The sequence below is a fragment of the Aeromonas sp. QDB30 genome, assembly GCF_027707645.1.
Taxonomy (GTDB): domain Bacteria; phylum Pseudomonadota; class Gammaproteobacteria; order Enterobacterales; family Aeromonadaceae; genus Aeromonas; species Aeromonas caviae.
Genome location: NZ_JAPCIY010000050.1, coordinates 17,803 through 32,465, shown reverse-complemented (window position 1 = coordinate 32,465; position 14,663 = coordinate 17,803). Strand labels below are relative to the sequence as shown.

9 protein-coding genes are annotated in these 14,663 nt (G+C 63.0%); 3 read left to right on the top strand and 6 right to left on the bottom strand.

What is annotated here, in order from left to right:
- Both PG896_RS14645 and flaA read right to left on the bottom strand, forming a co-directional pair.
- A partial coding sequence (locus tag PG896_RS14645) for a hypothetical protein (RefSeq protein ID WP_270835851.1) occupies positions 1–227 on the bottom strand: 227 nt, incomplete at its 3' end.
- A gap of 71 nt (positions 228–298) precedes the next feature.
- On the bottom strand, positions 299–1,237 hold the full coding sequence (flaA, locus tag PG896_RS14640; protein WP_043156342.1) for a flagellin A: 939 nt from the start codon (positions 1,235–1,237) through the stop codon (positions 299–301).
- 382 nt (positions 1,238–1,619) lie between these two features.
- Here flaA and PG896_RS14635 point away from each other — a divergent pair, with 382 nt between their 5' ends.
- Together PG896_RS14635 and PG896_RS14630 are read left to right on the top strand one after the other, a co-directional pair.
- On the top strand, positions 1,620–2,252 hold the full coding sequence (locus tag PG896_RS14635) for a trimeric intracellular cation channel family protein (RefSeq protein WP_043156357.1): 633 nt from the start codon (positions 1,620–1,622) through the stop codon (positions 2,250–2,252).
- Between the two features lie 101 nt (positions 2,253–2,353).
- Entirely contained in the window at positions 2,354–2,746 is a 393-nt protein-coding gene (locus PG896_RS14630) for a hypothetical protein (protein ID WP_201872540.1), read from the top strand.
- A gap of 75 nt (positions 2,747–2,821) precedes the next feature.
- On the opposite strand, the gene thiI is transcribed toward PG896_RS14630, so the two are convergent.
- On the bottom strand, positions 2,822–4,270 hold the full coding sequence (gene thiI / locus PG896_RS14625) for a tRNA uracil 4-sulfurtransferase ThiI (protein ID WP_043156346.1): 1,449 nt from the start codon (positions 4,268–4,270) through the stop codon (positions 2,822–2,824).
- 164 nt (positions 4,271–4,434) lie between these two features.
- Between thiI and PG896_RS14620 the strand changes: the two genes are divergently transcribed.
- On the top strand, positions 4,435–5,394 hold the full coding sequence (locus PG896_RS14620; RefSeq protein ID WP_043156350.1) for a hypothetical protein: 960 nt from the start codon (positions 4,435–4,437) through the stop codon (positions 5,392–5,394).
- Between the two features lie 88 nt (positions 5,395–5,482).
- Here the strand turns inward: PG896_RS14620 and pbpC are convergent, their stop codons facing one another.
- The 3 genes from pbpC to PG896_RS14605 form a co-directional block, all read right to left on the bottom strand.
- The gene (pbpC, locus tag PG896_RS14615; RefSeq protein ID WP_270835853.1) at positions 5,483–7,804 is read right to left on the bottom strand and encodes a penicillin-binding protein 1C; all 2,322 of its coding nucleotides are present in this window, start codon (positions 7,802–7,804) and stop codon (positions 5,483–5,485) included.
- A gap of 52 nt (positions 7,805–7,856) precedes the next feature.
- On the bottom strand, positions 7,857–12,701 hold the full coding sequence (locus tag PG896_RS14610; RefSeq protein WP_270835850.1) for an alpha-2-macroglobulin family protein: 4,845 nt from the start codon (positions 12,699–12,701) through the stop codon (positions 7,857–7,859).
- Between the two features lie 177 nt (positions 12,702–12,878).
- Positions 12,879–14,567: an FAD-dependent oxidoreductase gene (locus PG896_RS14605; RefSeq protein WP_139700964.1), complete on the bottom strand. Its 1,689-nt coding sequence runs from the start codon at positions 14,565–14,567 to the stop codon at positions 12,879–12,881.
- Positions 14,568–14,663: the final 96 nt, after the last annotated feature.

Sequence of the window (14,663 nt, the reverse complement as noted above, 5' to 3'; positions counted from 1 at the left end):
GTGGTGTGTTTGGCGACAACCAGTTTACCAGCACCCTGTCTGTCAACTTCCACTTTCCCAGGATCCCGCGAAGAACCATAAAAAAGGCCGACAAAGTCGGCCAAAGAAGAGCTTACGCTCAGGAGAACAACCTCGAGGATGACAGAGTGAACGATCTGTGCAACACTCGAGGGGTATACCAAGAAGAGAACTTCTCTTTCGATAGAACAAGGCGTAATTCCGAACACCCCATTGTTCCATCTTGTTTACCAGGGCGGACTGAACAACCGCCCTTTTCTTTTTCTCAGACGTTGCAAACTTAACCTTGCAGTAGGGAAAGCGCAGACTGCGGGCGCTGGTTGGCCTGGGACAAAATACTGGAGGCAGCCTGTTGCAAAATGTTCTGTTTCGTCATGTTGGCGGTCTCGGTCGCGAAGTCCGCATCACGGATACGGGAGCGCGCGGCACTGACGTTTTCCGAAACATTCGACTGGTTGCGGATAGTGGAATCGAACCGGTTTTGCACTGCCCCTAATTCTGCTCGCTTGCTGTCGACTGCCTGGATCATGAAATCCAAATTAGCCATTGCCATCTGTGCGCTGGAACCTGTCGAGCCTGATATGTCATCAATATCAGCCCATGTCACTTTCGATGTACTTCCTGTTGAAACAGTCACAACCCATGCATCTGCTCCCGTTGAATTTGTAGATGTAATCTCTGCGACGTCGGCCTTGCCCTTCGTCGCACTGGCAATACCTGACATGGTAAAGGCTGTGGTCATTTTGAAAGAGATAGTCTGACCGGCATCAGCCCCAACTTGAAAGCTCCCTGAGTAGCTCCCAGCCAGCAGTTTCTGACCACCAAAGGTGGTATCGTTGGCAACTCGGTTAATCTCGGTAGAAAGCTGTTTGTATTCAGCCTGCAGAGCATCTCTGTCATCTTTGTTATTAGAGCCATTGGCTGACTGCTGAGCCAGTGTCCGCATACGTTGCAACATAGAAGTGATTTCATCCATGGCACCTTCCGCAGTCTGAGCGACCGAGATGCCGTCGTTGGCGTTGCGGTTGCCCTGGTCCAGACCGTTGATCTGGGAGGTCAGACGGTTGGAGATCTGCAGACCTGCCGCATCGTCCTTGGCGCTGTTGATGCGCAGGCCAGAGGCCAGACGGGTGTAGGAGGTATCCAGGGATTTGGTGCTGTTCATCATGTTACGCTGAGCGTTGAGCGATGAAACGTTGGTATTGATATACAGACTCATTATTTTTCTCCTAAGCTATTAAAATTTAACTTTAATTCACTCAGGCTTTATTGTGTTTTGTGCCTGATATGTTTAGTTAACGGCGCCTTTTCACAAGACTTTAATTTCTTTTTTCTGCCTTTATGGCAGTAATCGCCGCCTAACCTATATATCGGCCTCTATTCCCTTCCCTTGAGAAAAAAATCGGGATTTTTTGTCACCTGACAGCCCGCCCCCCGAGCCATAGTGCCCACAGCCCGCATCAGACAAGGCGGGAGCGTGATATTCACCCAGCCTTCAGAAACCGGCGCTGGCTCCCACTTTTGCACGCCAGCATTGCTCATCCCCACACCTTGCCCCTAAAATCGCCGCCCCATCATCTATTGGACGTGAGTTGTTCTCCATGCAGACACTGGTTGAGCAGATTGTTTACATCAGCGACATGTTTGGTACTGCGGTATTCGCGTTTTCGGGCGTACTGGTGGCCGGCCGTCTCAGGATGGATGGTTTCGGTGTCATGGTGCTGGCGGCAGTCACCGCCATCGGGGGTGGCACCATCCGCGACATGATCCTGGGGGCAACCCCCGTCTTCTGGGTGCGCGACCCCCTCTATATCTGGGTGGTCATTGCCACGGCGCTCATCGGCATGTGGATGGTCAAACTGCCCCGTCGCATGCCCTGGTATGTGCTGCCGGTGGCGGACGCCTTCGGGTTGGCGCTCTTTACCGTGATCGGTGCCCAGAAGGCCCTCAATTTCGGCACACCCGGGCTCATTGCGGTGATCATGGGCACCATGACGGGGGTTGCGGGCGGCATGATCCGTGACGTGCTGGCCCGGGAGGTGCCCATGGTGCTGCAAAAGGAGATCTACGCCACCGCCTGCATTCTGGGCGGCATCCTCTATACCCTGTCGCTGGAGGTCGGGGTAGAGAGGGTCAGCGCCATGCTCATCAGCATGCTCGGGGTGTTTGGTCTGCGGGTGGCGGCCATCTACTGGCACCTCTCCCTGCCCACCTTCTCGCTGCAGCGCAACTGAGAAGCCTCAGAGTGGGCGAGATCCCATCCCGGCAGGGACAAGATTGAACCAAGCCGGCTTTTCTGTTGTCATACAGGGGTCGTTTCAAGCCGGAAAACCTCATGCAAAAACTTGGGCTCATTACCACACTTGTTCTGATGATGGTGGCAGCGGCTCATGCGGGGGCACAGGCCCTGTTCGGGCGTCTGGCATCCACCCCGGTGCAGCAGTTCAACCAGCAGATCCGTCAGGCGAGCAGCAGTCAGCAAGGCTGGGTCAACGACTATCGCGAAGTGGCTCGCCGCTTCGTGGGCCATGAAGATGTACCCACCCGTATCCATGCTCAACAGCTGGACAACGATCTGGTGCTCTCGGTGGCCCTTGATGGCCAGCGTAGCGACATGCTCTACATCCTGACCCTGTATCGCAGCAACAACCTGTGGCAGATGCGTCAGGCCGAGATGGGCTGGCGCTGTCAGGGTCAGGAAACCTTCACCCCGGTCCCCTGCCCCTGAGCGTCTACCTTCATCCGAGTGAAATAAAAAATCCGGCGCCTTGGCCGGATTTTTTATACGCGTCTTGCCGTCACATCACGGACGGTAGACCTTGACGTTGGCAAAGCCCTTCTCTTTCAAGTAAAGCGCCTGCAGTTTGCTCATCACGCCACGATCGCAATAGAGCAGGTAGGTCTTCTCTTTCGGCAGGTCACCAAAGGCGGTGGCCAGCTTGAAGAAGGGGATATGCATGATGTCGCGCCCTTCCACCACCAGCGGCTTGTCGTCATGCTCCTCCATGGAGCGAATGTCCAGGATCACCTCGTCGTCACCGCTCTCGGCGGTGGTCTCCACCTCCTGCACCTCGGCGGCGGTCTCTTCACCGATGCGACGAATGTCGAGGTAACGGGCCTCGGCCACCACCTTGTCCAGAATGGCAAAGTCGAAGTTCTCCTCTTCCGCCTCGATGCGGGAGAGCTCGGCCTTCACGGTCGGCTTCTTGGAAATCACGCCGCAATACTCCGGCATGGTCTCCGCGAACTCCAGGGTACCGATGCGGCGGGCTTCGCTGATGATGTCCGGCTTGTCCCAGGTGATGAGCGGGCGCAGGATCACCTTGTCGGTCACCCGGTCGATGACGTTCAGGTTGGTGAGGGTCTGGCTGGAAACCTGGCCAACGCACTCGCCGGTCACCAGGGCCGGGATCTGGAACTCGTCGGCCACCTTGGCAGCGGCACGCATCATCATCCGCTTGAGCACCACCCCCATCTGGCCGTTGTCGATCTTCTCGAGGATCTCGGCCACCACGGGCTCGAAGTCCACCGCGGTGAAGCGCACCCGGTGGGAGGAGCCGAAACGGTTCCACAGGTGATAGGCCACCTGCTTGACGCCGATCTCGTGAGCCGCCCCACCCAGATTGAAGAAGCAGTAGTGCACCCGGCAGCCGCGCTTGATGAACTGGAAGGAGGCGACACCCGAGTCAAACCCGCCGGAGAGCAAGCTCAGCACATCTTCCTGGGTGGCGATGGGCATGCCGCTCAGCCCCTGGTGGATGGCGCTGACGATGAAAAGCTCCTCGCCATCGATCTCGAGGTTGATCTTCACATCCGGGTTCTTGAGGCGCACGCCGTTGCTCACGCAGTGCTGGTTCAAACCACCGCCCACGTAGCGCTCCACTTCGAGGGAGGAGAACTCGTGCTTGCCGTGGCGCTTGGCACGCACGCAGAAGGTCTTGCCCTCGAGCTGATCACCCCAGACGGCTTTCACCTGCTCGAAGATGTCGTGCAGGTCGGTAAACTTGCTGGCCTGCACCTCGAGGAAGGCCTGAATGCCGGGGATGCAGGCCAGGGCTTCGATGGCTTGCTCGCGGAACTGGTCATTGCGGGAGCTCACGATCAGCTTGTCCCAATCCATCCGCACCCGGGCATCGTCGTCAAAGCGGCGCAGGACATTGCGGATATTGCCCTGCAGGATCTTGATGAAGCGCTGGCGAACCGACTTGCTCTTGATGGTGATTTCAGGGAACAGCTTGATAATGAACTTCATGGTAATGACTCGGGTGGCCTTGATTTAAGGGCGCGAATTATATCAGAACTTTGTGAGCAGCGCCTACTGCATGAGCAGCCGCTCACATTCCCCCACGCAAAGTTTGCCGCATCCGGGCAATCATGCGTATATTCCCACCCCTGCATCCTGGCAACACAGCATCCATGAAAACCCATATCTACTACCCCGGCATGGAGGTACGCGACGAGCTCTGGCTCAAGTTTGCCCTGCTCTATCTGGAGCGGCTCGCCTTCGTCTTCACCGTCAGTGAGAAGAGCGGTCTCACCGCCCTGCTGGAGACCCTGCGCCAGCAAACCGACCTGCTGGCCGAGCCGCCACAACCCGCCTTCTTCGCCCATATCACGCCCCAGGTCGAGAGCCAGATTGCCGGCCTGGTCGCCCCCGATTTTGTCCGCCACAAAGTGTTTGGCAACAGAGAGCTCATCGCCCGCTGGCGTTCAGCCGCCAACCACGACTGTTTCTGCCCGGCTCAGGCGGGACTGGAGCGGCTGCACGGGTTTTGTCTGACCCACGGCTTTGCGACGCAGGATGAAGGGGGGATCAGAATGGCGCGCCGCTTTGCCAACCTGCTCTCCATGCGCCTCGCCCGTGAGTGGGCACTCGCCAATGACGGGGCGCTTATTACCGATCACGACTATCTCGACCGCCTGCTTCACCTGCTCGAATCCCGCTACCACAATCGCGGCGGTCAGGATTGCTTCCACCTCGAGATCCCGCTGCAAGTGCCCACTCACCTGGCCGACATCCCGTTTGCAGAGCTCATTGCCCTGCGGGGGCGAAGCGGCTTTCGTCAGCAGCTCGCCGAGTTCCATCAGGCCCTCGATGCCCTGCTCGCCATGCTGGGCAGCGGCTACGCCGAACCCGCCGTGTTGACCCGCTTCGAGCAGGCCCAGCAGGGGTTCACACCCTTGCTGGGACCCGAGACCGTCACCCTGCCGCTCACCACGCTCGTCAGTACTGGCTTACCGGCCATGGCGATGATCCACCACCTCAAGGGGAGTCACCCACAGAGCGACCTGGTATTTCATCCCATCAAGAAGAGCCACTTCCACCAGCGCAAGAGCCGGCATTTCTTCACCCGGCTGGGGCAGGTCAAGCCCTGACTCCCCGCCTCTGCCGGGGAATCGACAATCAACTGACGGCATCGAGACCATCCCCGATGCCGTCAATATTTTGGCGCTCACCACGCCCTCAGGAGGGGTTTTCCAGCCGAAACTCGATGCGATCGCTGTTTCCCGCCTCATCCACTACCACCAGCTGATAGCGGCCCGCCTTGCTCACTACTTGATCCCCGTCCCAGCGCAGCCGCTGGCCGTTGAGAAACCAGGCCGGCTTGCCGACACCGCCGAGCACCCTGGGCTGCAACCGATAGCGCTGACTGCGGATAAGGTTGCCCTCCCCCAGCGCCAGGATGCGGATGGGGGCCTGCTGCTCGGCGCTCTGCCCCTCCCCCGCGCAGCCCCTGGCAAGCAGCGCCTGACGCCGCTCGCCCGGTGAGCGCCATGGCTCCAGCGACAGCGGCCAGAGCGCTCTAAAAGCGGATTGTGCCGCATCGTGGCAGCGGGTCAGCGTCGGCTTGCCGTCGACAGTGAGCGCAACCTGGCGCAGCGGCGAGGGCCAATCCATGGGATCCGGCAAGGTGGGAGGGTCGCGCCCTTCCAGCAGCCAGGCGCTCTGATGCTGCAAACAGGCCTCTGGCAGGGTCGCGCTCGTCTTGCGCCCCAGCGGCCAGCAAACTTCGGCCTCGCTCACCGTGTTGGGTTGTGCCGGCAAGGGGCTGTTGTCCGAGAGCCGCGAATAGACAGAGAGCAGCAGCGGCACTGCCGCGCTCTGTCCATAAAAGCCGGGCATGGGGGTGCCATCGGGGCGCCCCAGCCAGACGCCGATGGTCCAGCGACCGGAGACCCCCATGGCCCAGCTGTCGCGATAGCCATAGCTGGTGCCGGTCTTCCAGGCCAGTCGGTTGACCCGGCCGGTCGCCTCACTGGCAAAAGGTTGATCTGCCCGTCCCTGGGCACTCAAAATTTGCCAGATGATCCAGGCGGCCCCCGGGCTCAGCAAGGGGCGCGACACCGCCTGCTGCCCCGCCAGCCAGACCGGCATCGCCACCTGCCCCTGCCGGGTCAGTGCGCTGTAGAGCGCCACCAACTGCTCAAGCCGAATGCCCGCCGCCCCGAGCGCAATGGCCGGATTGGGTTTGTCGGAAAGCGCCAGCCGCACCCCGGCGTTGTCGAGCCGGCTGACCAGCTTGTCCGGCCCGAGCGCCTCCAGCACCTGCACCGCCGGCACGTTGAGGGATTGCTGCAGTGCTTGGGCCAGCGTCACCGGCCCCTGAAAGGCACCGGAAAAGTTGGCGGGGCGATAGTCCGAGCCCAGCCTTGGCGCATCGGAGAGCAGGGAGGCCGAATGCACCAACCCTTCGTCCATCGCCAGACCGTAGATGAAGGGCTTGAGGGTGGAGCCGGGAGAGCGGATCGCCTGCACCATGTCGAGATAACCGTGGCGACGCAGATTGCCATACTCGGCGCTGCCCACATAGGCGCGCACCGCCATGGTTTTGTTGTCGACCAGGAGCAACGCCGCTGAGGTCTGCTCGGGGAAGCGGCGGATATAGCTCGCCACCCGCCCCTCCAGCCAGCGCTGCAGATCCCCGTCGATGGTGGTATGCACCAGGGCCCCGGCCTGATGGTCGGCGGCGAGACGGGCAAAGAGCGGCGCCTCCATCGGCGTGAAGTGACCGCGGGCCAGCACAGGCTCGATGCGTCCCTCCAGCCAAACCTGTTCGGGCCAGACCCCCTGCGCCACCAGCCGCTGCATCACCTTGTCGCGAGCCGCGCGAGCCCGTTCGGGATGCCGGTCCGGCCGGTTGCGGCTGGGGGCCTGGGGCAGCACCGCCAACAGCGCCGCCTCGGCATGGGTCAGCTTGGCGGCGCTCTTGCCGAGATAGGCAAAACTTGCCGCCTGCACCCCCTCCAGATTGCCGCCAAACGGCGCCCGGTTCAGATAGACGGTGAGCAGGGTGCGCTTGTCGTAGTGCCACTCCAGCTGCAACGCGCGCGCCATCTGGCGCAGCTTGCCGGGCACGCTTCTGTGGTAGGGCTCGATAAGGCGTGCCACCTGCATGGTGAGGGTCGAGCCCCCCGACACGGCGCGCCCATAGCGCAGCCACTGCCAGACCCCACGCACCATGGCCACCGGATTGACTCCGGGATGACGCCAGAAATGGCGATCCTCGTAGCCCAGCAGCGCCTCGATATAGCGAGGGGAGACCTGCTCCAGGGTCACGGGATAGCGCCACACGCCGCTGGTATCGGCAAAGGCGCGCAGCGGTCGCCCCTTCATGTCGAGCACCACCCGTGCGTAGGCCGGGTCGAGCGGTGGCAGCGGGAAGAGTCGATCCAGCGCCAGCAATGACAAAAGCAGTGCCACAACCCCCAGCACCGAGACACGCAGCCAGCGTGGCAAACGACCAAGCCGGCGCCAGCCAGCGCGGCCAGTGCGACCCAGGCTCAGCCAGCCACGCTGCCAGAAAGTGAGCGGGCGAACCCGCTCAAGGGAGGGTTTGTTACTCAGAGATGATCACCTCGTGGATATCCTCACCCACAGCCCGCAGCTCGGGGCGGTACATATCCTCCACCTGGGTCGGCGGCACCAGATAGCGACCCGGCGTCACCGCCCGCATCAGGTAGACCAGTTGCTGGTTACTCCCGGCGCTCAGATCCAGCGCCGCCGTGTAGCGGTCATCGCGAAACTCCTGATGCTTGAGGTAGTCGTTCCACTCGCTCTGCCACGCCGGTTTCCCCTCGATGGAGAGCTCTTCGAGCTTGATGCTGTTGCCAAGGGCCGGGTTCTCCAGCTCAAAGCCAGCGGGCACCATCTCCACCAGCAGGGCATCGGGCACCGCCGATTCACTGCTGACATTGAGCCGCACCACCACCAGATCGCCGACCTTCACCTTGGTCGGGTCAAAACGCTGACCGTCGCTGTTGAACCAGCTGCGGGTCACGCTTATCCCCTGACTCAATCTGGTAGGAGCCTGTTCGGGGTAGCCGACCAGGGTGCGCTGTACATAGAGGGATCCCTTGCCCTCGTTGGTGACGGTGCTCGCCGCCAGTGCCTCGGGGGCACCCTGCTGCAGCGGAACCGAACCGCTCAGGGATCCACTGCCAAGAGAGGAAGTCACCCTGGCCTGCCAGTCGACGGCCGGATCGAAGCGGGCGAGTCGCAGCAGGGCTAGCCGCTCCTGGGTGCTGAGCCACTGACGGTGAGCCAGGGTATCGGCCACCTTGGCACTGAGGGCCGGCCAGCGCTCCGCAGCCAGCTTGTGCTGGCGCAGCAGGGAGAGCTCAAGGGCTTCATCGCGCAGCGGCGAGCCGTAATCCCCCAGATAGTCGTCCCCGCGCTCGGTCGCCAATGCCCGACTGAGGGCCTTGGCGGCGTTCTGCTCATCCCCCATGGCCGAGAGCGCCAGCGAGAGGTGCAAGAGCGGCAAGCCGGAGCGGGCATGATCGGCCTGCTGCTCCCAGATAAGGCGCAGGGTAGCGAGCGGCGCCTTGCCCACCCGGGCCAGCACATAGGCACTGTAGGCCTGATAGGCCAGCCGGCTGTGCTCGGGGGCACTGCTCCAGCGCTCACCATACTGACTGTCGGTGAGATAGCTTTGCATCCGGTTCAAAGCCTGATTGAGCATTGCCTCCGGCACGGCATCGCCCGCCTCCTTGCGCGCCAGCAGATAGTCGGCGGCATAGGCGGTGAGCCACTGCTCCTCGTCGGAGCGACCATCCCACAGACCAAAACCGCCGCTTGGCAGTTGCAACCGCTGCAGCCGTTGCAGCAGGGCGCGTTGCACATCCGCCTCGCTCGCCGCTTTCTTGCCCTCTGCGGGTTTGCTCCATGCAATGCGCTCATCCGCCGTGGTCAGCAAGTAAGGCCAGGCACGGGACAAGGTCTGCTCCAGACAGGCGTAGGGGTAATCAGCCAGCGCCTGCCACTGGGCTGCCGGATCCCAGGGGGGAGTGCCGGAGAGGCTGAGCAGCCCCTGCAGGTTGGCGCGATCCAGCCCGGCCAGCTCAGCTGGCGCAAAGCTCATCTCTTGGCCGGGAGCCAGCATCTGGTAGCGCTGGCGAGTCTCGGCCGGCCAGGGGGAGCGCAGCGGCAAAGTCCAGTCGTGGCTGATGGCAAAATCCTTGCCGCTGGCCGCCAACTGCAGGCTTGCCACACCGCTCGCCCCGGTCACGGTGAGCGGCAGGGTCAGCCACTGCTCCTCGCCGTTTTTAAGGGCCAGGGTGCGGGGCAACTCGCCATTTGCCTTGAGTCCGCCATTGAGGGTCCAGGCAAGGGAGAGGGTCTGATCCTCGCTACTCATGTTGCGCAGCTGTACCAGCGCCCGGGTCTCATCCCCTCTGGCGCCAAAGCGCGGCCAGCCGATTTCGGCCACCAGCGGCGCCACCACCTTGACGGCGCGCTCGGCCTCACCGACCTGCTGTTCGTTCCACGCCAGCGCCATCAGCGCCAGCTCGCCGTTGAAGTTGGGCAGATCGAGCGGGATCACCGCCTTGCCGCTCTCATCAAAACTCACCTCGCCGCTCCAGAGCGCGGCTATCTCGACCCGGCTCTCCAGCGCGCCCCCCTTTTTCAGCGGCGCCCGGTCACCCCCGTAGTTGAGGCGGGCCAGCTTGCCATCCTGCGGCGGGATCACCTGGCCATAGTTGTCGAACAAATCCTGGGCGAAGCGCTTGCGACCAAAGAAGATCTCGAACGGGTCGAGGGGCTGGTAATCGCTGATATTGAGCACGCCCCGATCCACCGCAGCCAGCACCACGCGGCCCTGACTGTTGGGGGTAGAGGTGGCGGTCACTTCCAGCCGGGTGAGCGGCACCGCTTTATCAGGCGCGCTCAGGGTGAGCTGCAGACGGCGCGCTTCCCGATCCAGGGTGAGCGGCACCAGACCGACCGAGCGCAGGCTCTGCACACTCTTTTGGCTCACCGGCTTTGAGTCACTGTCTGGCGCGGCGATCTGGGCCGAGATATGCAGATCATGACGCTGCCACTCGGGGCTGACCGGGATCTCGAACTCGCCGCGGGCATCCTTGGCATCGCCGCCGGCCCCCATGAGCTCGATACGCTGCCACCAGCGCAGGCCGTCGCCATCTTCCACCAGCAGCAAGCCCTTGCCGGGTCGAGGGGCCACCAGCGTCACTTTGGCCTTGTCCCCGGCCAGATAGGCGCGCTTGTCGAGGGTGATGGCAATCTTGTCAGGCCGCGCCTGCTCGCCACCGCCACCCCAGGCGTAACTGCCTATCTCCACCCGCAGGCTGGATTGATGGCCCTGACTGTTCTCCACCTCCAACCGATACCAGCCCGCAGCCAGTTGCAGCGTGAGCGGGGTCGGCCCCTTGCCATCCAGCTGCAGGGTCTGCTCCTGCTCCAGATAGGGCTGGCTGTTGAACTCGTACTTCCACCCCTCCCCATCGGCGTAGTGCCAGTAGTAGTCGCGGTACTCGTTGATGAGGCGCACCTTCACCGCCCCCGCCACCGGCTGGCCTTGTTCATCGAGGTTGAGGATCTGGAAGGGGAGCGGCTTGCCCCCCTCTACCCGCTCCGCTACGAAATCGGCCTTGAGCGCGGGCCACTGGCTGCCCGCGGGCCAGCCATACTGGGTGCGGCTGCGATTGACGGCGCGACCGCCGGGCTCGGAGAGCGACACCCGATAAGCCACCTCCAGCGGCCCGAGGGCGCGCACCCCATCGAGCTCATCAGCAAGCGAAAAAGTCCCCTGCCCCTGCGCATCCAGGGTGAGATTCAGCGGCTCGAGATCCCTGGCCTGCTCGGCGAGCAGCACGTCACCCAGGGTGAACTCCTGCCACTGAGTAAAAGGCATGGTGGCGCGGCTTAACTTCACCTCCGCCTTGGCCTTGGTGGCGCTGGCTGGTGCGCCGTAGAGATAGTCCCCTTGCAGTGGCAGAGTGAGGGCGGCGTCCAGGCTCGTCACTTCCCCATCCGGCCCCTTGCCAAGCTGCAGTTTCAGCCGCTCCGGCAGAAACTCCTCCACCAGGAAAGGCCACTCGAAGCGGCTACCGGCGGCGGTCTTGAGGTTGATGGTCCAGCGCCCGAGCGGTGAATCATCCGGCAGGCGCAGGCCGTAGTGGGCCGCGCCAAGGTTGTCCGGCAGCAGGCGCTTTTGTTCGAGCAGCTGGCCGTCCGGCTGTTTCACCTCCAGCTCCACCGCCATGCCCGGCAACAGCTGGCCATCCTGCCCTTTTAGCAGGATCTCGCTGTCGAGCCGCTCGCCGGGGCGATAAAGGTCGCGCCCGCTGAACAGATACAACTGCTGAGCCTGCCAGGGCTGGGTGCCAAGATCGAAGGTGGAGAGATCGAGGGCCGCGCCATCGAGGCGCAGCACCGCCAGATGCTTGCCCTGCTCGGCCAGCAGCAGGCGAGCCCCCTGCACCTGATCGAAGCGGCGATGACCTTGGGGGTCGGTGGTTTGCACCTGCAGCCGGTTGCCCTTCTGGTCGAGCAGGGAGAGCTGCACATCCTTGAGGGGGTCGGCGCTGGCCAGGGAGCTGACGAACACCTCCAGCTCATCGCGGTAACGGCGGGCACTGAGACCCATGTCGCTCACCGCAAAGTAGGTGGTCTCCTTGCGCCAGTCGTAGTTGCCAAGGGGGGACATTACCGCAAAGTAGACGCCAGCCTCCGCCAGCTGCGGCTCCTTCACATTGATGAGGCGGGTCTCGCGCCGGTTGGCATCGAGCTCCAGCGCATAGCGGCCGCTGAACACCCGCTTGGCCCGCTTGGTGATCTGCTCAAGCTCCCAGTTGCCCATGCCGGCACCGGGGCGATACTCGGCCAGGAAACGGGGCAGATACTCCGCATCGACCCGGAAGAAGTCGATATTGACCTCATCCACATTGACCGCGCTGATGGGCAGGCGCAGCTCGTCGCGCAGCGGCAATACCATACCGCTCGCGGTAAACGACGCCCCCGCCTCCAGCGGCCGGGTCTTGAGGGTCCAGCGCTGGGGGGATGGGCCCAGCCCAGCCTTGAGGCTCACCTCGTAGCGTTTGTCGGGTTGCACGTTCGGGAAATAGAGGGTGCGGCCATCGTCGGCGAGGATCCACTCCCCCTGCACCTGCTTGCCCCCTTCACTCACAGAAAGCCAGCTCTGCCAGTTTGCCTTGGGCGCCAATGGGCCGGAGAAGACCAGCGCCAGCGCCGGGGCATCCCGATACTGGCGGGCATTGGCCTGCACCACGGAGGCGGGCGCCCCCGCCTCCTGCCGGGCCATCGGGTCAGTCGTCGGCTCCTGGCTGACAGGCTTGTCGGGGCCGCAACCAGCCAGCAGCAGCGCCGCCAGCCAGGCCACACGGGGAAGACGAGTCACGGGGCAGGAGAGAGAGAGGTGCATGGTGTTCATCCCGGGTTGGATCGCCGCAGCGCAGGAGCCAATAGAATAAAGCGTCGCTCCCGGGAACACCAACTGCCATGTCGGGCGGCATCGGCCCCTGATGAAGAAACGGGCCACTCACTGGAGTGGCCCGTTTGCATACAGAGTGATCAATCGGGCCATGTCAGCCTGGAGGATCTACTCGGCGATCACCGTCTGCCAGGTCTTGAAACCGCCTGAGAGGTTCTTGACCCGAAAACCATGCTGGCTCAGCAGGCGGCAGGCCACGTGGCCGCGCAGTCCCACCTGGCAGCTGATGAGCAGCTCTTTATCCTTGGGCAACTCATCAAGACGGCCACGCAGCTCGTCCAGGGGGATGTGCAGCGCCCCCGGGATGCGCCCCAGCTTGTCGAGCTCGGGGGTGTTGCGCACATCCACCACCTGCTGATGGGGGTGGCGAGCCTGCACCTCGGCTGCGTGGCAGAGCAGGGTGTCCCCCTTCAGATGGTTGCTCGCCACGAACCCGGCCATGTTGATCACATCCTTGGCAGAGCCAAAGGGCGGCGCATAGGTGAGCTCCAGATCCTGCAGATCGAACACGGTGAGGCCGGCGCGCTGGGCCACCGCCAGCACGTCGATGCGCTTGTCGATGCCATCCTTGCCGATGGCCTGGGCGCCGTAAATCTTGCCATCGGGGGCAAACAGCAGCTTGAGGCTGACCGGGTGGGCACCGGGGTAGTAGCCGGCGTGGCTGCCCGGGTGGACATAGACCTTCTCGAACGGCAATCCCAGCTGCACCAGTCGCTTCTCGTTCAGCCCCGTGCTCGCCACCGCCAGATCGAACAGCTTGCAGATGGCGGTCCCTTGCGTCTTCTTGTAGGTTTCGCTTCGCCCCAGCATGTTGTCGGCGGCGATGCGCCCCTGCCGGTTGGCCGGGCCCGCCAGGGGAATGAGCACGGATTCGCCGGTGACGAAGTCGGTCTCCTCCACCGCGTCCCCCACCGCGAAGATGCAGGGATCCGAGGTGCGCATGCCCGCATCCACCTTGATGCCGCCCCGCGGTCCCAGCACCAACCCCGCCTTGGCGGCGAGCAGGGTCTCGGGCTTGACGCCGATGGCGAGGATCAACAGGCCGGTGTCGAGATGAGAGCCGTCGCTCAGGGTCAGGCGCAGTCCACCCCGCTGGGCGGTCGCCACGGCGGCAGTCTTCTCGGCAGGCACCTCCAGGCTCTCGATGGCAGCGAGGCCGGTGCGCAGGCGAAGATCGACCCCCTCCTCCCGGATGCGGGCGTGGAGCAGGTTGGCCATCTCTTTATCCACCGGCGCCATCACCTGATCGGAAAGCTCCAGCAGGGTGACATCCAGCTTGCGCTGGTGCAGCGCCTCCATCATCTCCAGCCCGATGAAACCGCCCCCCACCACGGTGACGTGGCGGGGCTTGTCGTGCGCCAGCGCCGCCAGGATGCGATCCATGTCGGGAATGCTCCGCAGGGTGTGTACCCCCGGGCTGTCGATGCCGGGGAAGGGAGGCCGGATGGGGGCAGCGCCCGGGCTCAGCAGCAGCACGTCGTAGGCTTCGCGCCGCTCTTCGCCGGTGAGCAGGTTGCGCACCAGCAAGCTCTTGCCGGCCCTGTCTATCTCGATGACGTCGTGAAACACCCGCACATCCACGTTGAACCGGCGCTTGAAGCTTTGCGGTGTCTGCAGCAGCAGGGCATCCCGATCCGGGATATCCCCCCCGATGTGATAAGGCAGACCGCAGTTGGCGAAGCTCACGAACTCGCCCCGCTCGAACATCACGATCTCCGCCTCTTCGCTCAAACGGCGGGCACGGGCGGCGGCGGACGCTCCCCCGGCCACACCACCCACAATCAGGATCCGTTTCATCTGCAAGACTCCACTCAACAGGAAATGACCAATAAATTAGGCTTATCTAATTTAGAATTCAATGAAATTTTGTTTGCCACGGATTTGCAGTATTCT